Annotated in this window: 23 protein-coding genes; 12 read left to right on the top strand and 11 right to left on the bottom strand. The window is 43.8% G+C overall.

Annotated features, from left to right (window positions below; translation table 11 throughout):
• Window positions 1-1866 carry a M61 family metallopeptidase gene (locus FO440_RS03895; protein WP_144246910.1) on the bottom strand — a complete coding sequence of 622 codons (1866 nt, stop codon included), beginning with the start codon at window positions 1864-1866 and terminating at the stop codon, window positions 1-3.
• A gap of 106 nt (window positions 1867-1972) precedes the next feature.
• Complete coding sequence (locus FO440_RS03890; RefSeq protein ID WP_144246909.1) at window positions 1973-3091, bottom strand: DUF4407 domain-containing protein; 1119 nt, start codon at window positions 3089-3091, stop codon at window positions 1973-1975.
• A gap of 221 nt (window positions 3092-3312) precedes the next feature.
• Between FO440_RS03890 and FO440_RS03885 the strand changes: the two genes are divergently transcribed.
• Genes FO440_RS03885 through FO440_RS03865 form a run of 5 tightly spaced genes read left to right on the top strand, consistent with a single transcriptional unit; the run spans window position 3313 to window position 5396 of the window.
• The gene (locus tag FO440_RS03885; protein WP_144246908.1) at window positions 3313-3627 is read left to right on the top strand and encodes a rhodanese-like domain-containing protein; all 315 of its coding nucleotides are present in this window, start codon (window positions 3313-3315) and stop codon (window positions 3625-3627) included.
• 3 nt (window positions 3628-3630) lie between these two features.
• On the top strand, window positions 3631-3816 hold the full coding sequence (locus tag FO440_RS03880; RefSeq protein WP_144246907.1) for a DUF6358 family protein: 186 nt from the start codon (window positions 3631-3633) through the stop codon (window positions 3814-3816).
• Window positions 3817-3828: 12 nt separating this feature from the next.
• On the top strand, window positions 3829-4731 hold the full coding sequence (locus tag FO440_RS03875) for a prohibitin family protein (protein WP_144246906.1): 903 nt from the start codon (window positions 3829-3831) through the stop codon (window positions 4729-4731).
• A gap of 40 nt (window positions 4732-4771) precedes the next feature.
• Window positions 4772-5074: a nucleotidyltransferase family protein gene (locus tag FO440_RS03870; RefSeq protein WP_144246905.1), complete on the top strand. Its 303-nt coding sequence runs from the start codon at window positions 4772-4774 to the stop codon at window positions 5072-5074.
• The gene (locus FO440_RS03865; protein WP_144246904.1) at window positions 5064-5396 is read left to right on the top strand and encodes a HepT-like ribonuclease domain-containing protein; all 333 of its coding nucleotides are present in this window, start codon (window positions 5064-5066) and stop codon (window positions 5394-5396) included. Before FO440_RS03870 ends, FO440_RS03865 begins: the two co-directional genes overlap by 11 nt.
• Before the next feature lies 1 nt (window position 5397).
• Here FO440_RS03865 and FO440_RS03860 read toward each other — a convergent pair whose 3' ends face one another.
• Both FO440_RS03860 and FO440_RS03855 read right to left on the bottom strand, forming a co-directional pair.
• Window positions 5398-5829 carry a DUF983 domain-containing protein gene (locus FO440_RS03860; RefSeq protein WP_246104168.1) on the bottom strand — a complete coding sequence of 144 codons (432 nt, stop codon included), beginning with the start codon at window positions 5827-5829 and terminating at the stop codon, window positions 5398-5400.
• Window positions 5807-6697 carry an AraC family transcriptional regulator gene (locus tag FO440_RS03855; protein ID WP_144246903.1) on the bottom strand — a complete coding sequence of 297 codons (891 nt, stop codon included), beginning with the start codon at window positions 6695-6697 and terminating at the stop codon, window positions 5807-5809. Before FO440_RS03855 ends, FO440_RS03860 begins: the two co-directional genes overlap by 23 nt.
• A gap of 134 nt (window positions 6698-6831) precedes the next feature.
• On the opposite strand from FO440_RS03855, the gene FO440_RS03850 reads away from it, so the two are divergent.
• Entirely contained in the window at window positions 6832-7242 is a 411-nt protein-coding gene (locus tag FO440_RS03850) for a hypothetical protein (protein ID WP_144246902.1), read from the top strand.
• A 257-nt stretch (window positions 7243-7499) separates the two neighbouring features.
• On the opposite strand, the gene FO440_RS03845 is transcribed toward FO440_RS03850, so the two are convergent.
• Entirely contained in the window at window positions 7500-9788 is a 2289-nt protein-coding gene (locus tag FO440_RS03845) for a GH92 family glycosyl hydrolase (protein ID WP_144246901.1), read from the bottom strand.
• 212 nt (window positions 9789-10000) lie between these two features.
• On the opposite strand from FO440_RS03845, the gene FO440_RS03840 reads away from it, so the two are divergent.
• The 5 genes from FO440_RS03840 to FO440_RS03825 all read left to right on the top strand — a co-directional run bounded on the left by FO440_RS03840 (window position 10001) and on the right by FO440_RS03825 (window position 16073).
• Complete coding sequence (locus tag FO440_RS03840; protein WP_144246900.1) at window positions 10001-12316, top strand: DUF7133 domain-containing protein; 2316 nt, start codon at window positions 10001-10003, stop codon at window positions 12314-12316.
• Window positions 12317-12395: 79 nt separating this feature from the next.
• Entirely contained in the window at window positions 12396-12539 is a 144-nt protein-coding gene (locus FO440_RS24295; protein ID WP_186292564.1) for a hypothetical protein, read from the top strand.
• Between the two features lie 172 nt (window positions 12540-12711).
• Window positions 12712-14466, top strand: coding sequence for an L-lactate permease (locus FO440_RS03835; protein ID WP_144246899.1), 1755 nt, complete (start codon window positions 12712-12714; stop codon window positions 14464-14466).
• 4 nt (window positions 14467-14470) lie between these two features.
• The gene (locus tag FO440_RS03830; protein WP_144246898.1) at window positions 14471-15430 is read left to right on the top strand and encodes a D-2-hydroxyacid dehydrogenase; all 960 of its coding nucleotides are present in this window, start codon (window positions 14471-14473) and stop codon (window positions 15428-15430) included.
• A 58-nt stretch (window positions 15431-15488) separates the two neighbouring features.
• A complete protein-coding gene (locus FO440_RS03825; protein ID WP_144246897.1) occupies window positions 15489-16073 on the top strand; it encodes a DUF4142 domain-containing protein in 585 nt (194 codons plus the stop codon).
• A 337-nt stretch (window positions 16074-16410) separates the two neighbouring features.
• Here the strand turns inward: FO440_RS03825 and FO440_RS03820 are convergent, their stop codons facing one another.
• From FO440_RS03820 to FO440_RS03805, 4 genes are all read right to left on the bottom strand, one after another.
• The gene (locus FO440_RS03820) at window positions 16411-18639 is read right to left on the bottom strand and encodes a tetratricopeptide repeat-containing hybrid sensor histidine kinase/response regulator (protein ID WP_144246896.1); all 2229 of its coding nucleotides are present in this window, start codon (window positions 18637-18639) and stop codon (window positions 16411-16413) included.
• 162 nt (window positions 18640-18801) lie between these two features.
• The gene (locus tag FO440_RS03815; protein WP_144246895.1) at window positions 18802-19620 is read right to left on the bottom strand and encodes an MBL fold metallo-hydrolase; all 819 of its coding nucleotides are present in this window, start codon (window positions 19618-19620) and stop codon (window positions 18802-18804) included.
• A 50-nt stretch (window positions 19621-19670) separates the two neighbouring features.
• Window positions 19671-20684, bottom strand: a complete 1014-nt coding sequence (locus FO440_RS03810) for a dipeptide epimerase (protein ID WP_144246894.1) — start codon at window positions 20682-20684, stop codon at window positions 19671-19673.
• Window positions 20681-21229, bottom strand: a complete 549-nt coding sequence (locus tag FO440_RS03805) for a hypothetical protein (RefSeq protein ID WP_144246893.1) — start codon at window positions 21227-21229, stop codon at window positions 20681-20683. The genes FO440_RS03810 and FO440_RS03805 overlap by 4 nt, the downstream gene beginning before the upstream one ends.
• A 146-nt stretch (window positions 21230-21375) precedes the next feature.
• On the opposite strand from FO440_RS03805, the gene FO440_RS03800 reads away from it, so the two are divergent.
• Window positions 21376-22365 carry a hypothetical protein gene (locus tag FO440_RS03800; protein WP_144246892.1) on the top strand — a complete coding sequence of 330 codons (990 nt, stop codon included), beginning with the start codon at window positions 21376-21378 and terminating at the stop codon, window positions 22363-22365.
• On the opposite strand, the gene FO440_RS03795 is transcribed toward FO440_RS03800, so the two are convergent.
• Window positions 22346-22966, bottom strand: a complete 621-nt coding sequence (locus FO440_RS03795) for a rhomboid family intramembrane serine protease (protein ID WP_144246891.1) — start codon at window positions 22964-22966, stop codon at window positions 22346-22348. The two genes, FO440_RS03800 and FO440_RS03795, sit on opposite strands and share 20 nt — an antisense overlap.
• Window positions 22963-24705 (bottom strand): M14 family zinc carboxypeptidase, encoded by a 1743-nt coding sequence (locus FO440_RS03790; protein ID WP_144246890.1) that lies wholly within the window; start codon window positions 24703-24705, stop codon window positions 22963-22965. The genes FO440_RS03795 and FO440_RS03790 overlap by 4 nt, the downstream gene beginning before the upstream one ends.
• Window positions 24706-24722 lie beyond the last annotated feature (17 nt).

Genomic DNA, 24722 nt, shown 5'->3' with positions numbered 1-24722 from the left:
TTATTTTACTTTTGACGATAACCAGTTACTTCTGAATGTTGATTGCTCTGCCGTAGGCTGGCTGCCGGCTTTTTCGGCAGTTACCACTTCAAGATACGGACTTTCTTCTACTATTACCGTTGTGGTGTGAGCACCGGTACGGTTGGTGTAATCAACTGTAATTTTATCACCCGGTTTTTTATTGGCCAATACAGCGGTAAATGATGCTGCATCAGTTATAATATTACCGTCTGCCTTTTTTATCACATCGCCGGCATCAATACCTGCTTTATACAGCGGCGAGATCATTAATGTAGCCGAGCTAATAGTAAGCCCCTCGCCAACGCCTCGCGATTGTCCCGAACGGTTACGGCCCGCAGATTGTGACAAACCTATCCAGGCTTTACCAGGCTGCGCTTTGCGTAAAACAAACCCGGCCTTGGCCAGCAATTGTTCGTAATTGTTTTTCTCTATCCCGTAAATGTATTTGCTGAAAAACTCCTCGGCAAACTTGGGGTTTTTGGTCAGTTTAGACAGGTCATTTTGCAGATCAGGTACGGTATAAGGTTTCATTACCTTGCCGCGTGCCAGCCAAACGGCGCGCATATAATCATCAAGCGTTAAATTGAACTCGCTCCGTAACCGCAGATCAAGCGCAAGTGCAATGGCGCCGCCATAGTAATAATAAGTAGTAAAGTTATTGGTATAATTGGTTGGATCAATGGCTACACCGGCATCAGTGTATACAGCCTTGCGGCTCATTTCAGTCGCCGGGTATTTTGCCGCGCCGGGTGTATTTAAAACGGAATTAACCAGCCCGCCTAATATTCTGGTATACTCTTCAGGCGTGTGAAAACCGGCACGCACCAACAACAGCTCACCATAGTATTGCGTAAATCCTTCGGCAAACCAAAGCTCGTTGCTCATGTTGGCATGGTCAAAGTTAAACGGCTCTAATGATTTCGGGCGGATGCGTTTAACGTTCCAGCTATGAAAATACTCGTGCGAAAAGGTGCTTAACAGATCTATCTCGTTACCGGCAACTTTTTCAGACTCGTCAACAATACAGGTAGAATTGCGGTGCTCCATGCCATCCCCCGAGTTGGTTGGGTAAACATCATCCAGGAAAGTATATTCGCCGTAATCGTATGTCGGGAATTCGCCGTAAACCGCTTTCTCTTCCTGCACTACCTTTTGCACCATTTTGCCGAAATTGTCTATCGTGCTTTGATCGTCAGACGAGTGTATGGTCAGGTTGATCTTTTGCTTTTTACCGTCGACATTTGTCACATCCCAACTGGTTTCTTTAAAAGCCGAAAGCTCTGTAGGGCTGTCCATCATGTACTGCATATTGGGGGCCGAATAGATGTTAGCGCCTTCGTGCTTTAACTGTGTAGCTACTTTCCAGCCATATTTATCCAGGTCATCAAATTGAAATTTTAGCGGGCGTTGGTCTGCACCGACAAGCCACATAAAAACAGCCGGCATATTTAAATGCGCGTGGCTGGGGTCAATAGCAGCATAGGTGCCGTCTGTCCAGTTAGCAAAAAGTGTGTAACTTACTTTTACTACGTCGCCATGCTCTGCAATTTCATATACATCGCCCTCTGTTTGTTTTATAGTTAGCGGCGTGCCGTCTACATTATATGCTTTTACATTATAAATATTTTTACCAAACTCGTGCGTCGCGTACCTGCCGGCAGACGACCGGCTCATATGCAGGCGCAATGGGCCGTCTGCTTGTGGTACCGTCATCACAATTTCGGCCTCATGGTGTACTGCGTTAGGGAAAGAAATAGCGTAGTAAATAGGTTTGGGAGAAGGCTGCGCAAACGCTGCACCCACAAATAATGAAGCACTAACAATGCCGGGGAATAGTTTTTTCATGAGATAAGTTAATCGTGCTCAAATTACGATTAAATATAAACAAAGGCAAAACAGCCGGGCTATTGTGTTAGCCCGGCTGTTTTTATGATCAATGTTAAGGTTGCCCTTAGTCGTATCTATGCCTTTCCTTATCATGGTCAGTACGATTGGCCAGCGTGTTTCGGCGCCGCCTCACGTCCTCATCCACATGATCTCTGTAAACCTCGTCTATAACAGAGATATCCCGCTCTTTATCGCGCTCAGCAAAGTGTATATTAGCTTCATAAGTTTTTGCCATCGCCACATCATATGGCCCTTTAGGCGACATCAACTTTACAAATACCGGCAAGCACTCAAACAAAATAAACAGGTAGCCGATAAATGATATGGCCAGGTAAGTATCCAAGTCGCGGGTGCCGTTTTCATTGTAAGTAAGCTGCCCCAATGCCCAGTTGCGATCGGCAAAACCGGCAATTTTTGCAAGGCTGTCCAGCTGATGGTCAGTAAACAAACGCAGGTCATTAACGCCTTCAAATTCTTTTCGTCGGGCAAGGTACTGGTCCATCTTGTCGGCATTGTCGGTAACCGTTTTAAGGCGGGCCTCTTTTTCCTGCAAAATACCCTGCTTTTGTTTGGCGTAGGTGCCGTAACCTACAATGCCCGATGTTTGGTTGTTTTTCTCGCCAAATACCTCTTCATTCAGCTGAACCCTTGAGCGGTTAATATCTTTTTCCAGGGAATCTTTTTCCTTCTTCAGGTCTGACGTTTTCCCCAGCTCCATGGTGTATTTTTGATTATACGTTTTCTGCAGCGTATCGATCTTACTGTGTTGGCCTTTTAAATAGGCGGTCTTTAATTTCTGGCGAATTTCTTTGTCAAATATTTTTAACTCTAACGGACGGGAGATAACGATGCCTATCATTATAGCCAATAAAATACGGGGCGATGCCTGCAGGATCTGCTGGTTGGTACTGCCTTCTTTATTAATACTGGATACAATATAGCGGTCCATATTAAAAATGGCCGTACCCCATAATAACCCGAATAATATGGCAAAGCCTACCGCGAAAGCATCGCCGTTAAAAACAAAATACATGGCATAGCCGCCTGATAAAGAGGCAAAGAGCGCGGTAAAAAATATGGTTGCACCGATACCGACATACTTATTATGCTCTATAGGATATTTTTTTAAAGTATCAACATGTGCGCCCGAACAGAACCAAAAAAACCGGGTAACTTTATCCATTTATTATTGTCTAATTTTTGTGAAACATATATGAAACGCACATAGCCACTTATTGTTACAAAATAAAAGAATGTTTTATATTTAATGCAGATGATGTGACGAAATGCCTTTTATCAGGGATAAAAATATTATCCCTATAAACTTGCACACTGTAAGTTACATTTAACAGACGATATTTAATATTTAAATAAACTACATTTGACATATCAAAAAATAAAGCAATGCAAGAAATAACTGTACAAGAGCTTAAAGAGAAACTTGACAACAAAGAAGATTTTCAACTGATAGACGTTAGGGAAGATTTTGAGTACGAAACTTCAAATCTTGGCGGCCAGTTAATACCCCTTGGCGGTATTGTAATTGAGGCAGATAAAATAAGCAAAGACAAACCGGTAGTAGTAATGTGTCGTAGCGGAAAACGCAGCGCAGCTGCCATTATGCAATTGGAGCAATTGGGTTATACTAATTTATCAAACCTGCAGGGCGGTATATTGGCCTGGGCAGCAGAGATAGATCCGGAGCTTTCTGTATATTAAGTTATGAAAGGTAAAATTGCACTAAACACGCTTTATACCCTGTGCATTTTTGGATGCCTGGTATTAGCGTACACCGGCATTACCGACAAGCGTTACGAATATATAGCGGCCGCTGTATTTGGCGGGGTGATATTTGTGGTGCTTAAAATAAGGCTGCTTAAAGAAGTACGCGGCACGCTTAAACCTTAACCCAAAACCGAAATGGTCATTTTAATTTTAGGTGTCATTGTGCTGGTGGTCGGCGCGGTGCTTAAACGCTCGCCCGAGCCTGGTAACAAGTTTGCCGGTACAGTCACCATTGTTGGCGCGGTAGTACTGGTTTTAGGGCTGCTGTCGTCGGCATTTAAAGTTATTGAGCCGGGTAAGGTTGGCGTACAAACTCTGTTTGGCAAGGTTGAGGATCAGCCATTGGAGAGTGGCCTGCATGTCATTAATCCGCTGGTTGAAATTACCACGTTCAGTATCCAAACCGAAAATTATACTATGAGCGCCAAAAGCAGCGAAGGCCCTGTTGAAGGTGACGACGCTATCCGCGTTCTATCGTCAGACGGGTTAGAGGTTACCATAGATCTGTCTGTTTTATACAAGGTAAACCCGGCAAAAGCGCCGTACATCCTACAAAATATCGGTAATGATTATGTGGATAAGATCGTTCGCCCGGTGACCCGTACTGCCATCCGTGACAATGCGGTTAGCTATGCTGCTGTTGATCTGTATTCCACCAAACGGGAAGAATTTCAAGGCAGGATCAACAAAACCATCAGCGATAATTTTGCCAAGAACGGTTTAGAAGTTCAGCAGATCCTGGTAAGGAATATTACGCTGCCGGCAACGGTGCGTGCCAGTATCGAATCAAAGATCCAGGCTGAACAGGAATCGCAGAAAATGCAGTTTGTACTGGCCAAAGCCCGCCAGGAAGCCGATGTTAAGCGTGTAGAAGCGCAGGGTATTGCCGATTATCAAAAGATATTGTCTACAGGCTTGTCTGATAAACAATTGCAGTACGAATATATCCGCGCCCAAAAGGAGATCGCGCTATCGCCAAATACCAAGATCATTATTATGGGGGGGGGTAAAAACCCTATCATGTTGACCGATAAGTAACAATAATTGCTTTGTCTTAATTTTATTAACTTTGATTATTGTGAAAGAATTAAGAGACCATATAAAGCAGATAGAAGAGTTATGTAACGCGCATGATGTAAGATCTCTTTTTGCTTTTGGGTCTGTAGTTTCAGGGAAACTAAAGTCTGACAGCGATATCGATCTGATTGTCGATATTGATAACAATGATCCCATTAATTATACGGACAACTATTTTGCTTTAAAATTTCAATTGGAAGGGATTTTAAAACGACCGATAGACCTTTTAGAAGACAAAGCCATAAAAAACCCCTTCCTTAAACAACAAATTGATAATACCAAGGTGCTTGTTTATGGAAGATGAGATTAAGACGTGGTTGTCAGATATCCGGCAGGCAATAAATGAGATTAATGATTTCTTGCCAGACAAAAAAGACTTTTTCCTTTTTCAAAAAGATCTTAAGACCAAAAGGGCTATAGAGCGAAACATGGAAATAATTGGCGAAGCAGCCAATAGAATCTTAAAGCAACAACCTGATATCAATATCACCGACATTAAAAAAATCATTGACACCAGGAACAGGATCATTCATGGATATGATAGCGTATCTGATGAAGTTATTTGGTCTATTGTTGTTAAATACCTACCCGTATTGCAATCAGAAGTAGCTGCGCTTTTAAACTGATTTATCCTATTTTCTTATAATCATCCCTCGCCCTGTCCGGGTCAAAATATAAGTTTGGTGTTAACCAATACAACAATGCCACCCTTGAATACCTGAAATTAAACGGCGATAACAAAACCGATACACCTAACAATGCACCCACATAAGCCCATGGGTTGTGGCTGCCGGTTAGCACATATATAGCTACGGCCATGCTTACCATTTGTGCCACGTTAAAGGCATAGCTCACAAACATCGCTACATAAAAATAGCCCGGCTCAATTTCAAACGTAAATCCGCAGTGACTGCATTGCGTATTCATTTTTTGCGATGAAAAACTGTACATTTTATTGGCGAACATATCGCCACGGCGGCATTTTGGGCATTTGGCATGTACGGCGGCTGATAATTGTGATGGTACCATGGTTGTATTATTTATGTGTAGAGTGTTCATGATTATTGGTTGTTTTTCTAAATTCTTCTGGAGTTAAACCAACCTGTTTTTTAAAGAAACGGGTAAAGTAAGAGTTATCCGCAAAGTTTAACTGGTTGGCTATCTCCAATACCGTAAGGTCATTATTGATCAATAAGCGCTTTGCTTCAAGCGCAACCCGGTTACGGATGACTTCGCCGGCAGGTATGCCCAGCACATCATTACACAACGCGTTTAAATGGTTGGGAGTGATGTAAAGCAGCTCGGCATATTGCTTAGGCAATTTGATCAGTGTATAATTTTTTTCTATCAACTTCTGAAAACTGCGCAGCAGGGTGTAATTGTAAGGCGGTATGGTTTTATTTACTGTTGTCATGCTTAAGCGGGCAACGCTGATGAATAACTGTAACATCATAGCCCTTACCATATCATCTGCCAAAACATTTGGTTCTTCGCTTTCGCGGATCAGATCTTCAAAAAGGCTAATGATCTTCTGCTGCGATGCAGCAGGGATGTCAATAACCGCGTCGTCAACTATCCCCGTAAAAAATGGAAACTCTTCCAGGTAATTGGCTTTCAACAAAAACGATTGGAAAAACGGCACCGAAAAATTGATGATATAGCCGTCAACTTCGCCCTTAAAAGCCCAGTTATGCACCTGTCCGGGGATCATAAAGTAGATCTGGAAGGGCTTTACCGGTACCTGCTGAAAATCGATAGTTTGCGAACCATCGCCTTTGGTAAAAAACACCAAGTGATAAAACGAATGCTTATGCGCCAGGTGTAAGTTACGATGACTTTTTAAATATGGCGCGAAACGGCTGATCAACAAATCATCCTGCCTTTGGGTAAGGCTACAGATGTCGTATATAGGTATTGCCGTTTTCATTACCCAAAGATAAATACTATTTATTCCTGTTAGTGGTACTGTTTGTGGCGATTGTGGTACTATTTACTGATTTTATGATTTTGCCTTGATTCGATTTAATAAAAACCAATTAGGCCGGTTGCAGTTATTCTAATATGATAAGTCTCTATTACAAAATATGGGCAGATGCGCTGATACAGGCACGGTCAAAAAAGGGACGGGAGAGCGGCTGGCAATTAATGTTGATTACCGCTATGTCGGTATTGCAGGGAATTAACTTCCTGGCCGTATTGCTTTTATTAAGGTTGTTGAGTAAGGGGCGGTATTTGATTTTATTCCCGGTACATATTTTTAATGTTCCCGGCTTTAATACGGGGGTGTCAGTTTTAATAACTTATTTTCTTCCCTTCGTGATACTTAATTACCTGCTGATTTTTTATAATAACAAATACAATCAGATAGCAAAAACTTATGGCGACAGAAAAGGTAAGCTTTACCGCTTATATGCTTTAATTTCTTTAGGTATTATTGTTGTGCCTTTGTTGTTTAAGCTGATATTTTTGTAAGCTTACATAAAAAACATTGATTCAGAGTGATTCATTTTTGCTGATTCACTCGCCCAAAAAGGGTCAAAAGTCATTGATTTTGAGTGTTTTGATTGCCAATTAGTTAGATAGGTTTTAAGTATAAAAATCTTGACTTATATGTTGATTCAGAAGTGATTCACTAAAATCCGTAAATAGCTTATTTACAAAATGATAGAGTAAAATGGTGATTCAGGTGATTCACATTTTAATATGAATCACCTGCAAGGCTATGACGTTTATATCCCCCATTTCTTATTAGGTTGCGGACCCATTACAAACTCTAATGTACCGCCATTTAATATTTGCTGATGGCTGATATAGCATTTGTTATAAGGCTTGCCATTTAGCTTAGCCGACTGGATATACACATTAGTCGGCGAATTACCTTTGGCTACGATATTAAAGATCTTCCCGGTGGCCCCTGCACGGATAGCCACTTTGTTAAAGGTAGGGCTGAATATTTCATAACGCGGGTTGCCCGGGGTAGCCTGGCTCAGGCCGCTTGCAGCCAAAACATACCACGCCGACATCTGGCCGACATCTTCATTGCCCACCAAACCTTCAACGCCTGTTTTATACCCGTCCGCGCAGATCTTGCGTACCCATTTTTGGGTTAGCCAAGGTTCACCCAGCCTGTTAAACATAAACGGAACCAAATGCACCGGCTCATTAGCATGGTTATAATAATCATTCCATGAGAAGTTATCAGGCGTGTTTTCAAAAAACGAGTTCAGGTCGGCAATGGTTTTTTCGCGGCCACCCATTAGCTTGGCCATGCCGTCAATATCATGCGGTACAAACCAGCCTTGCTGGTAGGGGTTGCTTTCAACCGTGCCGTAGTCCTGTTGCAGGCGGCCCCTTTTGGGCCATGACTTCCAGGTGCCGTCGGCATTCTTAGGCCTGAACCAGCCCTTTTCAGGGTCAAAGATCTGCTTATAGGTTTGCGCCCTGTCGGCATACACTTTCACATCTTCAGGATGTCCCAGCCAAACGGCCAGTTTAGACATACACCATTCGTCAAAGCCATATTCTAAAGTGGTAGATATATCCATATCATGCGGCTCAGGTTTATTACCAAACTTTTCGACTGTATTATGCGAATATTTATAAGCCTTTTGCAGGTCGAAATTGCGAATACCCTTGGTGTATGCATCAGCTATCACCGGTAGTGCCGGGTTACCCACCATACATCCCGAGTAGGCATTTAAAAACTCCCAGCGCTCTAAATAACCCTCGCCACTTTGGTCGGCAAGCTCAACCAGCGAATTGATCATATCGCTCACCACCGTAGGGTTAATGATAGATTGCAAGGGGAACTGGCTCCTGAACACATCCCAGCCGCTAAAAACCGAACGCTTGATAAACTTATTGGTATGATGCGGTTTCATATCGCCACCCATATAGGTGCCATCCAGGTCGCTGGTAGCGCGCGGATCTATCAGGGTATGATATAGCGCGGTATAAAAGACCTTCTTTTGGTCTTCTGTGCCACCTGTAACGCTGATTGCCGACAGGCTCTTGTTCCACAATGCTTTGGCTTGCGCGTGGGTTTTGTCAAAATCCCAGGCAGGTATCTCGCTGGTAAGGTTAAGTTTGGCCCCGGCAATGCTTGAAAAAGAAATGCCAGATTTCATCAAAACAACCTCATTGGGTTTGGTTGCAAACTCGGTATAAAAGCCCAGGTGTTTACCTTGTTTTTCTTTAACATTTGGCAGGATAGCCGCTTTTGCAATTAACGAATCATACTTTAAGCTGGTAACGCTTTCGCTTTTTCTTGATATGCCATTAGGGATCTCGGCACTCCAAACGCCGGTGTTTTTTAATGGCTTGCTAAACTGGGCGTAAAAGTAAACGGTATAGTTGGCTTTACCCGCGCCATCGCCCCAGCCACCGCCTTCGGGCGGGCATTTCATCCAACCCTCAATGGTATGGTCGTCAACTACTTTAATATATTGCTCTGTAGAGGTGCCGCCAACCCGGCGCGCCAGGTCAATCTGTATGCGTGATTGTTTGTTTTCAGGAAAGGTAAAACGGATGATGCCGCTATGTGTGGCCGCGGTAGCTTCTGTTCGCACCTTATAGTCAGTTAGGGTAGCAGCGTAATAACCCGCTTTGGCAACCTCGTCCTTTTTGCTGTAGCGTGAGCGATAGCCCGGCAGCTCTTCATGCCGGCCTGCAACTACATGCAGCGGGCCGGTTGTTGGCGTAACTAAAAAATTTCCCAGGTCGCCATACCAGCCAATGCCGCTCATTTGTGTAAACGCGAAACCCTCAATGTATTGCATTTCATAGCTGTAGCCCGGACCATTATCGCCGCCTGTTATGGTATTAGGGCTTATCTGCACCAAGCCAAATGGCGTTGCCGCGCCGGGAAATGTTTTGCCCAGGCCATGAAAAACACCTGCCTCTGCGGCGCTTGTACTGGCGCCAATAAAAGGATCTACATAATCAGCAGGGGTTTTTGTTTGTGCCAATAGGTGTGTGGCGCATAGTAAAGCAACGGCGCACAGCGATATTTTTTTCATTTTAAATTGGTTATAGTTTGGGTTTAGCGGTCTAAATGTCGGTAAAATAAATCAGCCTGCCCATTTTTTCGATGACAGGCTTTAAAGTAAAATAATTATTACGAAGCTAATTTCTTAGTTACATTTCTATTTAACTCATAAAATAGAACCATTTTTATAAATTATTTTGACAAGGAACTCTGTTTTGTTTACCTGTCAATAACCTATAATGCATGAAAAAGTACAGTTATATATTTCTATTACTGTTGGCCGTCGCTGGTTTATACCAATGTACGACACATAAACTGTTAGCAACTTACAATAACCCGCCTAAGGCCGATATCAATTCGTCGCCGGTAGTGCCGCCAAATGAGTCCATCAGTAAAATGAAACTGGAGCCCGGCATGGCGATAAAAATGATCGCTTCAGAGCCGTTGATCAGCACGCCGGTAGCCATCACATTTGATAAAAATGGCCGTATCTGGGCGCTTGAGATGGAGGATTATATGCCTGACACCGCAGGCCACGGTGAAAATGTACCTAATGGCAAAGTGGTCATCCTCACAGATAAAAACAAGGATGGTGTAATGGATGAGCGCAAGGTGGTGATCGATTCGCTGGTGATGCCGCGCGCTTTTTGCCTGGTTGAAAACGGCATATTGGTGGCCGAACCTCCACGCCTTTACTATTACGACCTGGTAAACGACAAGGCTGTAAAACGTACCCTTGTTGATGCCAAATACACTGACGGCGGTAATGTTGAACACCAGCCTAATGGTTTGTACCGCGCATTGGATAACTGGATCTACAATGCTAACTCAAACAAACGCTATCGTAAAAAAGGCGACCAATGGTTGATAGAAAAAGCGCATGAAAAAGGGCAGTGGGGCATAAGCCAGGACGACCAGGGCCGCATGTACGCCAACGACAATTCGACCAACCTGCAGGGCGATTATTTCCCGCCAAGCCTGGGGCTTACCAACAAAAACCTGCGCGACCCGGCCGGGTTTAATGAGCGCACGGTTGCTGATAATCGTACCTTCCCCATAAGGCCTACGCCGGGTGTTAACCGGGGCTATATGAAGGGTGTTTTGGATGATAGCCTGCGACTGGTAAACTTTACTGCTGCCTGTGGCCCAATGATCTATCGCGGTGCATTGTTCGGGCCTGATTACGCGTTTAACGCTTTTGTGGCCGAGCCATCTGCCAACCTGATAAAGCGCGATATTCTTACAGAAAAAGGCAACGTGGTTAAAGGTCGCGAAGCCTACCACGGCCGCGAGTTTTTAGCCAGTGTTGATGAACGTTTTCGCCCGGTAAGCTTGTATGACGGACCGGATGGCGCTATATATGTTGTGGATATGTACCGCGGGATCATTCAGCATAAAACCTATCTGACACCATACCTTGCCGGCGAGATAGATAAGCGCAAACTGACCCAGCCGCTGTCATGCGGCAGATTATATAAAGTATATCCCGAAGGAAAAAAGTTAGTAAGCGTTACTTTTCCTAACGACCCGTTAAAGCTGGTTGCGCTGTTAGGAAACCCTAACGGTTACGTGCGCGACAAAGCGCAGCAGATCCTGGTTGACGGTAAACCGCAGCAGGCAATTCCGGCTTTGCGCCAGGCTATGCAATCGGCCAATCCGTTATTGGTAACACATGCTTTGTGGACGCTTGAGGGTTTTGGTGTTTTACAGGCCGACGAAGTTTTGACTTTACTTAAAGCGCAGCAATGGAACATCAGGATGCAGGCATTGACGGCATCGCCCGAAGTGATCAACAAAAGTAATTACCGTCAATTTGCTGATGTGCTGCAGCAAATGGTCGCGAACAACGATACTACCGCGGCGCCTTATGTTGGGTATGTAACCGATGCCATCCAGCAATTTGATAAAAAAACCGGAGATGAATTATTGTTTAGCCTGGCTAAGAAATATCCTAAAAACATATTCGTGTCTGATGCCATAGTTTCAAACCTGCAGGGCAGGGAAGAGGCATTTCAAAAAGAAATGCTGGCTTACTTACCTGATACTGCCCTTACTATTAACAAACGTATAGGCCGCGTGGTTACCGCCATAGAAGAAGCCAAACTAAACAGCGACCCAAAACTGATGGCCAAATATTACCCGAAAGGGGTGGCCATATTTGGTACCGTTTGTAAAACCTGCCACGGCGAAGATGGTAACGGGGTAGCATCACTGGCGCCGCCGCTAAACAAGTCGGAAATTGTAAACGGTAATAAAACCGTGATGATCTCTATTTTATTGAAAGGCTTAAACGGGCCGGTTAAGATCGCGGGCCATGTTTATAAGGCGCCCGAAATTGGCGGCGAGATGCCTGGCTTTGCCGATAACAAAGATTTTACAGATGACGATCTGGCGCAAGTGATGAATTTTGTGCGCCGCTCATGGCAAAACAAAGGCGATAAGGTTACCGCTAAAGATGTGATGAACGAACGTAAAAAGCTGGAATCGCGCCAAAAATCATTTACAATGGACGAGCTGGGCATGCCCGTAAAAGAAGATCCGTCAATAAAAACAAATTAGTCCCCGTGCATTAAACTACGGCATTTTTTCATAGTCATAACTACAAATTACAACGTAACACAATTTAATTTTTACGGCTATGAAAACTAAAATCAACAATTTAAAAAACGACTTATATAACGTATTTGTAATAGGCAACGCTAACAATCAGCAAATGGGGCGAGTTTATATTTTATTGGCCATCCCTGCCTTAACAGTATTATGCGCCTTAGGTAAATTTTAACTAAGAGCAATTAAACTTCCCTTTCAGGGATCTGCATATATGTACAGCCTTCGGACCTTCTCCGAAGGCTTTTTTATTGCTGATAAATAACAACGGCGTAAAGATAATGCTACATTAAGGGGCTTGGGTTTGTATTATAAATTAATCCATTAAATTTATAATATCAATCACCATGACCTGGATACAGCCTGTCGATCCGCTTAATAGTTTACCCCTCTCTGCACTGGTTGCAATGGTACCCGTATTGGTAATTTTTTGGGCGCTGGTCATCAAAAAAACAAAAGGATATAAAGCAAGTTTAATGGCTTGCCTGGCCGCCATCCTCATAGCTTTAGTAATTTATGAAATGCCCGTAAAGCTGGCCTTGCTATCTGCCACTAATGGCGCTTTGTATGGTTTCTTCCCGATCTGCTGGATAGTGATCAGCGCGGTGTTCCTATTTAACCTGAACGTTAAAAGCGGGCAGTTCGAGGTTATTAAACATTCTATGGCGTCCATCACTGCCGACAGGCGACTGCAAGCCATATTGATCGCCTTTTCGTTCGGTGCTTTTTTAGAAGGTACGGCCGGCTTTGGCGCACCTGTGGCTATAACTGCGGCTATGCTGGTAGGGTTGGATTTCGACCCGATGTACGCCACAAGCCTGTGCCTTGTTGCCAATACCGTACCCGTAGCCTTTGGCTCGGTGGGGATACCTATAACAGTAGCATCGCAGGTCTCGGGCTTGTCAGAAATGCAGCTTTCGCAGATGATAGGCCGTACACTGCCTGTTTTATCTTTGTTCACTCCGCTTTACCTGGTGGTGCTGATGTCGGGTTTTAAAAAAGCAATGGAAGTTTTGCCGGCTATACTGGTTTCAGGCGCTTCGTTCGCTGTCCTTCAATTTGCAACTTCAAATTTTGTGGGGCCGGCTTTGCCTGATATCATTGCCGGTATCGGGTCTATCATAACATTGGTAATATTCCTTAAGTTCTGGAAACCAAAAACTATCTGGCGTTTTAAAAACGAACGTTTCCCGCTGACGGTGGTTAAAGACGCTTACACGCTGAATGAGGTCATTACCGCATGGTCGCCATTTTTACTGCTAACCCTAATTATTTTAACCTGGGGATTGCCGCCGGTAAAAGAATTTTTAAATGCCAAAGGTCAGGTACAATTTGAGTTCCCGGGCTTGCACAATGCCATAGCCGATGCCAAAGGCACTCTGCTACCACATATCTTCAAGTTTAATTATTTATCGGCAGCTGGTACGGCGGTGTTTTTTGCGGCGCTTATAGCTATACCCGTTGTGGGTTTAAACTATCGGCAAGGTGTAATTGTATTTGGCGATACGCTGAAACAGCTTAAATATCCAATTATTACCATCATGTCGGTTTTAAGTTTTGCCTATATCGTTAATGACTCGGGCATCACTACCACTATAGCTTTGCTGCTGGCAAATACCGGCCCGCTGTTCCCGTTCTTTGCCCCTGTGCTGGGCTGGCTGGGCGTGTTTATTACCGGATCAGACACGGCATCAAACGCTTTGTTCGCCAAACTGCAATATGTAACAGCCACTAAAATTGGGGTAGCTCCTGTAGTTACGGTAGCTGCAAATTGCTCGGGCGGGGTAGTGGGTAAAATGATTTCGCCACAGTCGATAGCAGTTGCCGCGGCTGCGGGTAATTTGGTGGGCAGGGAGTCGGCATTGTTCAGGTTTACCGTTAAGCACAGCTTTTTTATTTTGCTTTTTATCTGTTTACTGGTGCTGGCACAGGCTTATTGGTTAAAAGATCTTGTCCCGGTTGCTATGCAAGCGACAAAGCCCTTAAATAATGTAACTTTAAATGCCGGTTTACCGGGATATACCTGGCTAATAATTACCGGTTTGATTATAGCCGTTTCTATTAGCCTGCTTAAAATAGCAGGTAAAAAAAGATCAATATAAAACGATGAAAATAGTAGTATTGGATGGATACTCGCTTAACCCCGGCGACCTGTCATGGGATGCGTTAAACCAGTTAGGCGATGTTGCCTTATATGACAGAACACCCTACGCGGATATTGCCCCGCGTTGTGTCGGCGCTGAAATAGTGCTCACCAACAAAACCCCGCTTGACGAAGCTACCCTGAACCAACTACCCAATCTGAAATATATTGGTGTTTTGGCTACGGGTTATAATATCATTGATACGGTTGTTTGTGAACAGAAAGGGATTGTGGTTAGTAATGTGCCGGGTTATGGTACCGGTGCGGTGGCCCAGTTTGTTTTTGCTTTACTGTTAGAGCTTTGCCTGCATGTGCAAAAACACAGTGATGCCGTTTTTGATGGCAAGTGGACCCGCTCTGTTGATTTTAGTTTTTGGGATTACCCGCTGATAGAGCTTGCCGGGAAAACGCTGGGCATTATCGGGTTTGGCACCATCGGGCAAAAGGTGGCGGATATTGCAATGGCTTTTGATATGAACGTTATCGCTACGGGCAGACGTCAAACAGGTCAGTCGCAACGCAAAAGTTTTAAATGGGTAAACCTGGATGAATTGCTGCAGCAGGCCGATGTGATCAGTATCCATTGCCCGTTAACCCCCGAAACCCAGGGCTTGATCAACACCGGTAATCTGCAGAAAATGAAATCGTCTGCGTTTTTGATCAATACGTCACGCGGGCCTATTGTTAACGATGCCGACCTGGCCGATGCGTTAAATAATAAAGTTATTGCCGGTGCGGGTATCGATGTATTATCAAAAGAGCCGCCAACTGACGGGAACCCGCTTTTTTCTGCAAAAAACTGCATTATAACGCCGCATATTGCCTGGGCCGCCAAAGAGGCCCGTGCCCGCTTAATGGATACGGTCATCAGTAACCTGAAAGCATTTATAGCAGGGCAACCGGTTAATGTTGTAAATAAATAATTTTCTTGAAACATATTAATTTACAGTTGGTTTACTTAGAAAGAAAATAAGTAAACCTATGAAAAAGTTAAGTTCAATTTTAATGATCACAGCAGTAGCCGGGCTAATGCTGCAGGCTTGCAATGGCAACAAAAAGGATAGCACCTCATCTGCAGATAGTGTAAATGCGGTAAAAGACACTACTACAACCGGTAAAACGGGCATAGCTGTAGTAGCAGACGACGCTAAATTCGCGGTAGACGCAGCAAACGGTGGTATGACAGAGATCCAGTTAAGCCAGCTTGCAACTACCAAGGCTGTTAATAGCAAAGTAAAGGACTTTGCCAATATGATGATCACGGATCATACCAAAGCAGGCGATTCGTTAAAAGCTGTGGCAACAACCAAGAACATCACCCTGCCTGATTCAGTTAACGCGGATTCGAAGAAGGCGATAGCAGATCTTTCTGCAAAATCAGGCGCAGATTTTGACAAAGCTTATGTAGATAAGATGGTAGCCGACCATAAAGCGACCGTTGATATGTTTGAAAGCGCGTCAAAAAGTTTAAAAGACCCGGATCTGAAAGCATTTGTTGATAAAACTTTGCCAACCATTAAAGGCCACTTAGATCATATTAATAAAATTAAAGCCGGCATGAAATAAGCTGAAATTATATTTTTTATAAAGCGTACGGGGTAGCAAAATGCTAAACTGTACGCTTTTTTAATTTTTTGGCTAATTTTTGAAAAAATTGCAAAACAACTAATAGTTTGCCTTGCGATAGCTTTGCAGAATAACATTTGGCAAATCAGAAAAAAAATTATTTTAAAATTTATTCTACTTAGTATATAGAAATTTCTACATTTGTAGCCTTGTTACAATCGGACTAAACCAATTCGTTCTTTATGAGAATAATGAGATCAGTTAATTTTAGAGGAGAAGTTTTAGCGGACTTCTCCTTTTTTAACGCTCTTACTCTTAATAAAGGCATAACCGCGATTTAATGCACCCCTGCATTAAATCCCGAAGAAACCATTAAAGCTTCATGTAATTTATCCTGTTCTATCGGTTTTCTTAAAAACCCATTGAATAAAGATTGCGATTGATCCTGGTATTCGGCCGTAACATCTGCCGTAAGGGCAAATATTGGTGTTTTGCAATTTGGGTTATCAGCATTTGAAAGAATAAGCCGGGTAGCTTCAAAGCCATCCATCTCGGGCATGTGGATATCCATCAACACGAAATCAAACACACATTGCCGTGATTTTTCTACAGCCTCGACACCATTCTTTGCATGCACCACATTAATTTTCCAGTTGGATAATAACTTGCTGATCACCATGGCGTTGATCATGTTGTCTTCGGCCAGGAGGATCTTTTTACCTTCCAGGTTATCTACATAAGTAGTTTTTTTCTTGTTGGGATTTTCGGCTCTTTTAAGCTTCAGCACAAAATGAAAACTTGAACCCGCACCTTCAGTACTGCTTACTTCAATATCGCTGCCGTGCAGATTTACCAGCTTTTTAACAATGGCCAGCCCAAGCCCCGACCCGCCCTGCTTGCGTGTAGTGATGGACTCGGGTTGCGAAAAGCTTTCAAAAATATCCTGCAGGTATGCCGATGCGATGCCTATACCGCTATCATTTATTTTAAACCTGATCTCGTCAAACGGCCCTATGGTGCTCACTTTTTCAATCAACACATCCACACGGCCCAAATAAGTGAATTTTATGGCATTAGTGATCAGGTTGCCCAGTATTTGCGCCAGTTTGGTTTCGTCAAGCGCGTATGATTCCGCAATCTTTTCACCGATCACCAGGTTCAGGGCGAGGCCTTTTTCGCGGGCCAGGTTATCATACGTCTTGCGGATATTATCCAGCAGTTGCCTGAAATTTACAGGCCTTGGTTCCAGCTTGCTTTTGCCGGCTTCGAGTTTTGTAAAATCAAGGATATCGTTTATCAGCAATAATAAATTGTTTGATGCAAACCTGAGCGCGTTTATCAGTTCCTGTTCTTCTTTATCAGCCTTGTCTGCCAGCAATGCGGAGATGGTGATCACCGCGTTCAGCGGCGTCCTGATCTCATGGCTCATAGTCGATAAAAACTCCTGCTTAACAATAGCGGCCTGCTCGGCATGGTTCTTTTTCTCAATGATCTCGGCCTTTTCCAGCTGTAGTTGCGCCTCTTTTTTAACCGTTTCCATTTTGTTAATGAGGTCATAATTCTCAATAACTTTTAGTGTCTGGGCGTTGATTACGCTTTCGCGCTCTTTAAGGTATAATTCCAAAAACCTAAGCGCGTTAACAGGGTCATTTTCAATCTTGTAAATATCGTAAAACAGGTGGTAGCACTTAAACATCACCATGGAAACCCGGTATTCTGTGCTATGGTCAATGCCTTTTTGCAAGATTACTTTAGCCTCAGACAGCCGCCCCATTTCAACATACAATGAAGCCAGCTTATGATAGGCCATGCCTAATCCCAGCGTTTCACCCATTTCGAGGTGAATGTTGATCGATGCCTTGAAATCGTCTTCGGCCTGTGCGTAATTTTTTTGCGCGGTATGTACCTTTCCCCGGCCATAATAGGCAAATGCCAACCCGCGGATATCGCCGGTTTGTGTTTTTATTGCCATCGACCGTTCTATCAGTTCTGCAGCCTTGGCAATGTCCTGCTTTTTAAGATAAATGCCTGAAAGCGGGTTGTAAGCGTTAGATTCAAGATTAAGATCGCCGGCTTGTTTAGCTGCGGCTATAGAATCCTCATAGGTGATAATGGCGTTTTTTTCGTCGCCAAAATATTCATAAACTGTACCTAATGATTTATGCGAACGGGCAAGGTTATGGTAATCGTTATGCCTGCGGTAGGTATTGATACAATCAACCAGGTTAACCAGTCCTAAATGGTAATTATTGGTTTTATAATGTACGCCGGCAATGTTATACTTGGCATCGGCAATGCCTTTGTCATCATTTAAAACCCGGTAAAGCTCAATAGCTTCTGCCGACATATTAAGCGACCGCTCATGTTCGCCAATGATCATGGAAAATAGCGCGTAATTGCTCAGGCTTTTTGCAATTAAAGCAGGGTCGTTAATTTGCCGGCTAATGGTTAGTGCCTGGTTCGCCAGTTCTATACTTCGCTTTAAATTGTTGGTCCTGCAGCTGTATGCTTCGTTAAGCAGGGACGTAACTCGTTCTCTATTATCCTGTTGCGGCGATAACTTCATATTTACAATACGCGTAAAAAGTTAGCGGGGTTTACCGTTTAAATTAATTTTAGGGCGAAAAGAGTTGTTTAAACCCCTCTCAGGAATAAAACTACAAATATTTATAGAAAAATATTGTAACTTGAAGTAAATAATTGTGCAAATAAGACAAAAATCTATTGTCTAAAATAAACTGGTCTGCAGGCTTGCCAAGGGTGCATAAGCCGGGACATCAGCCCCGCTGATATGATATACCGCCGTTTCATGATAGCGCGAAGCGACAATTATTTCTGCACCGCGTGCATGGGTGGTAAACAGGTTATGTACCAGATCAGGGTCATTATTATCTTTCGACAAGTGGGCCAAAAACAGGTGGCTCATGTAAGCCGGTTTATAATCCATAAATAAATTGAGCGCCTGTTTGTTGGACAAGTGCCCCTTGCCGCCACGGATGCGTCGCTTTAAATGGTAGGGATAGTTGCCGCGCTCTAATAGCTCTTCGTCATAATTGGCTTCAAGAAAAGCCGCGTGGCATTGCTGAAAATGATGGATCAGGTTCTCGCAAACAGCGCCCAGATCCGTAAATACGCCCACCTTGATATCGCCGCAGGCTATGGTAAAACTATGCGGGTGCGCGGCATCATGCAGCTTGATAAAGGGGGTAATCAGCAAATCACCTATTTGAACGGTTTGTTCGGCAATAAATTCTGATACCAGTTCGTCCTCTAACCTTAAACCGCCGTGTTGCATAGTAAGCGCGGTGATATACACCGGTAGCTTGTATTTTTTTGCCAGTACGGTTAAGCCACGGATATGGTCTGAATGCTCATGCGAAATAAAAATGGCCTTTATCTTACGCATGGATAAACCCAGCCGCGCCATACGTGTTTCTGTTTCGCGGCAGGAGATGCCTACATCAACCAGCACAGCCTCGTGCTCATTACCAACGTAATAGCAGTTACCATTGCTTCCGGAATTTAACGAGGCTACAAATAAGGACATCTATACAAATTAACCTGTTTTTGGGCTTTGATAAAAATTTAACTTTAAATTTATTTGGTTAATAGGCCTAAGCCCGGGGCATTACTTAACACATATTTACTGTCCTTAAATTCGGGTGTTTTATAGGGGTTGTTAGTGGTTAAAAATGGCCCGTCAATATCTGCCCAATCGCACAGGGGGGCAAGGGCTGCCGCGGCTAACGATGCACAACTGGTTTCGCTCATACTGCCTATCAGCACTTTTAAGCCAAGTTCCCTTGCTTTAGCAATCATTTGCTTTGCTTCATACATTCCTGCCGATTTCATGAGCTTTACATTAATGCCATGATAAATGCCTAAGGCTTTGTCCACATCGGCGAGACGCTGCACGGCTTCATCGCCTATAATGGGAATGGGGCTGCGCTCTGTTAACCAGCCATTACCAGCCACATCGGTTTTAAGCATGGGCTGCTCAACCAGTACTACGCCCTGCTCGTGCAGCCAACAGATCATATCCAGACTTTGCTGCCGGTCTGTCCATCCCTGGTTGGCATCAACATAAATAGGTACATCCGTAACCGACCGGATAAGTTTGATCAGCTCTTTATCGTTATCACGCCCCAGCTTTACTTTGATCACCTTAAAGCCTTCGGCCTCTTTTACTTTTTCAAGGAAAATATTGGGTTCGGCTATCCCTACGGTGTAGCTGCTTACAGGCATTTTTGCAGGATCACTGCCTGCCAGCAGCCAACAGGGTTTGTTTAGCAATTTACCTTCCAGGTCATGCAGGGCAATATCTATAGCGGCTTTAATTGCAGGGTTGCCGGGCGCTATGCCGTCCAGGTAATGAATGATCCCTGCAAAATCAAATGGGAACTTAAATTGGTTAAGATCTACCTTGTTTAAAAATGCAGCGGCACTTTCATGGCTCTCGCCCATATATGGCACCATAGATGCTTCGCCATAGCCTATGTGGCCCTCATGTTCAAGTTGTACCAACATAATGGGCGTTGAGGTACGCGAAAACCTGGCTATGGTAAACGGGTGCTTTAATTCAAGCTCGAACGGTTGGTAAGTCAGCTTCATAGTATCGTTTCGCTCAGCGCGGTTAAATATTTGCCCATTTGCCCGCGGTTATCCATCTTGCCTGTTATCCACTCTTTAGCCGGTGGCCGCCTGATCTCCCAGCGGTTGTCTTTTACAAAAGTCATCAATTCATCCAATCCATCTTCGGCAAATTGCAGGATGGTATAATCCCACTTACTGTAAAAGGCAAGCATCCAATTAAACTCATCATCAAGTGTGCCTGCCTTTAGCAAATCGTTCAATATTCGGTAAGCCTCAAACATGGTTTCATCATCCAGTTGCGGAATGTTGGTTAACAGGTTAGGCTCGGCCAAATAATACCAGTTTAAAAAGATCAACCTTTTTAAAGCCTCTGTTTTAACCGTGTCGTCATCGCTGGTATTGTATAAACTTAAGTATTGGTTGTGGAGAGACCTGTAATCAGCAAATAAAATGGGAGAGTCCAAAATTTCGGGCGACACATTACCGGCGTGAGCATAAGTAAAAACCGATTTTGCCGATAGCCGCAGTTCATTATCTGAAAGTTCACGAAGCGAATTAGTCATATCCAAAACATAAATCTCAAAGCTAAATTATTCTTTTTAAAATGATGGCTATCTTTGCCGCCTATTGCGCGTGACAGTTGACTCACCCGGTCTTTGCTTCGCTGATCGGGGTGAGTAAAATAAAACGGCGCACTAAACATTAAAATATGCCTGTAAAACCATACGCCCCGTTCGAAACCTCAAACTTTAGCAATAAAACCTGTTTTTTAACCGGGCAAGCGCTTAAGAGCGAAGAAGAAAAGATCCAGGTATTTCCGCAATGGTTAATGAGCCTTTATGATCTTGAGGAAAAGCCTTTTAAGCTGCTGGACGAGAGCATGGCCACTTACAAGGATATCAAGCTGCCCTGCTCGGCGACAGTTAATGAAGTTTATTTAGAACCACTGGAGGCAGAGATCTCGGCGGCGTTTAACGGCGGATATGATGCCGTTAAAGCTTTAGACGAACTTAAACTTTTTCAGTGGGCAGGCAAGTTGTTATACGGGATCATCTTTAACGAGATCCAGGCCGGTATCCGTCAGCAATTTGCGCAGGGCGAGGAGTTTAATATTTCGCAGTCTATCATTCATAAATTCAGCAACCTGCATTTAATGCTGCAAAGCATTAACCTGCCGGTGTTTTTTGAAGATTTTAAGCCCTACAGCATCTTCTTATTCAGGGTTGATAATAACGAGCAGGAGTTTGGCTATCGCGATGAGATCAATACGCTTACGTTTTCATTGCGGATAAAGGATTTTGGTTTGATCATCTGTTTCCAGGATAATGGCGCCAACCAGCAATATCACCGCGAGATTTTAGATAAGATAGCTGGCCAGGTATTACACCCTATACAGTTTGAGGAGTTTAGCGGGCGGGTTTTTTATTCGGCCTACCTGTTTAACCGCCTGCCGGAATATAATCTTTTACCCGTTGCTGATGAGTTATACATTGAAGCCATGCCCTTACGCGGCATGAGCAGCAAGCCGATGTTTGACCATTGGCAAAACAAAATATACGGGCAGGTGCTTGAAAACTTCTGGAAAAACTGGGGCTTCCTATTGTTAGAGATCATTAAAAATCCCGAAGAACCCATGAGCTTTCTATTTGACGCCGACGGCAATTTTGTTGATTCCGCCTCTATCGAGCTTGCCCGCTAAGGGAGTGAATAAACTGACCCAATACATCCGGGTGCAAAATCGCAGTTATAAAAATTCCGCATAACGCGCCGAAAAAGTGCGCGTCATGGTTAACGTTGTCGCGCGCGTGTTTTGAAGCAAAATGGCAGTAAACCAGATACAGCACACCAAATATTATTGCCGGGATGGGGAATGGGAACGGAATGATCATCATCTTGGTCATGGGATCATATAAGATAAAGCTGAAAATAACAGCACTTACCGCGCCCGATGCGCCAAGGCTATGGTAATAATAATCATCCTTATGTTTTACTACAGATGGCAGATCGCTCAATATCAGGCTGGCTATGTACAATACTGCAAATTGCCAGTGCCCTATGCGGGTTTCTAATACAAAGGCAAAGAAATAGTAAGACAACATATTAAAAAACAAGTGCATCCAGTCTTTATGGATAAACCCGCTTGTTAGTAACGTGTACACATTTTTATTGCGGTACACGCTGTAAGGGTGCATCATTAATTTGCCATACAGATCTTCATTACTAAATACCCACAAAGTCGCGCCGATAGTTAATGCAAAAATAAATGAGGCGACTGGCGCAAATGTTATATATTCTATCATTTCAGATCAAGTTTAGCAGGCTGCATTAAGCGGCCCACCGGGTAGCGAAGATATGTTTTTTCAAAATAAGGCGAATTGCGATATACAAAATATAACTGCGCCTCAGCGCTTTTGGATATTGCCGGGTTCTTCGCTTTTTCGTCTTCCAGTTTTTTACGTAAGTCCGGATCTTTTTTAAGCAGGTCGGCAGCTACATCCTCAAAAACATAAGATGAAAAATATTCCTTTTCGGATAACACTGAATCAAAAAAGTTCCAGGCAAAATAGGAGTCGACACCCTGCGGCTCCAGCGTTTCAACAATAAAGCGGTTAAGCGCCTGGTTGGTGTAAACTACATAGTCGCCGGCGTAAAATTTGATGTTTAGGTTAACCGGTGTAAGCTTAACCCCGGTATGCGGATAATGGCCCTCATAGGGTTGTTTGGCCGTTTTATAATCGGCTATGTAATACATCTGCACCTGTAAGGTGGTATCATGCGCAAGCGGGCGCATGGCTACTTTATTCAGTTTGTACAGGTCTATAACCTTGCCCCAGGCCTGCGGAATGATGTAGGCTATGGGTTTATCTACTGTCGCGATAGCTACATAATTGTCAAAATACTTTATGGGTTTGGTGTAAGGCTTGCTACGGTCATAGTATAGGCGGGTTAAACCGCTCACCTCGCTGGGTTTATAAGCGGCGGTAAAACCTTTAAAGTTCAGTGTGTCATAATGAACAGTGTCGGGTGTCCAGTTCAGGGCAAATGTCTTTTGGTTTTTTACCTGCTCATCGGCTTTGGCTTTTACCTCGCCAATCATTTTGGCATCGCGTTCGTTAATGTCTACCAGGGCCTGCATAAAATCATAGGTGGCGTAAACGCGCTTATCAAACGCCTTGAGCATATGGGTTTCGGTAATATAGCTGATGATATTATGCTGCGATGTATAACCCGTAGCAAACCGTGGCGTCTCCAAAAAACTTGCAATACCCGAGTCGGGTGTGTTCTCTTCGCTCTCCACATAAGGGGTCATTTCAAACCCGCTTTTTTTCATGCGCTTGTACAACTCGGGCGATAATGTCTTTGAGGTATATTCAGCCAGGATGGGGTTTTGCTTGTCCTTTTGTGTCTCTATCAGCGTCATTACATATTGGTAATCGGCACCATCGCTGGTATGGTTATCCAGGAAGATCTCGGGCTGCCAGGTATTAATGATCTGTTCTAAGGCCAACGTATTGCGGCTATCCGCCTTAATAAAATCGCGGTTCAGGTCTAAATTGCGCGAGTTGCCCCTGAAGCCATAAGCGCTCGGCCCGTTTTGGTTTATGCGGCTAAGGCCGCGGTTTAAACTGCCGTCAATATTATAAAGCGCTACCATGCAGATCACCACGTTTTTAGGCAACGTGTTCTTTTTTAGCAGGTCGCGGGCAAGCATCATGCTGGCATCAATGCCCTCGGGTTCGCCGGGATGGATACCATTGTTAATGAGCAGCACGCGCTTGTTTTGTTTTTTGATCAACGTTGGGTCAAAAATCCTATCGCGCGATAATACCACCAGTGTTAAGGGCTTACCAATATCCGTCATACCGTAATTGATCAGCTTCATCTGCGGGTTGGCCTGCGCCAGCTTGGTATAATAGCTGATCACCTCGGGATAGGTGGCACTGTAATTTTTATCCTTGCTTAACTCAAACGGCGTTAATTGTGCCCTGGCTGTAACAACGGTTAAGCAGGCAAATAGCGCCAGTATTCCTGTTTTCATAAATGATTTTGAAAAGA

It is taken from the genome of Mucilaginibacter corticis (assembly GCF_007558865.1).
GTDB lineage: Bacteria > Bacteroidota > Bacteroidia > Sphingobacteriales > Sphingobacteriaceae > Mucilaginibacter > Mucilaginibacter corticis.
This window is presented reverse-complemented; position numbering and strand designations above follow the sequence as displayed.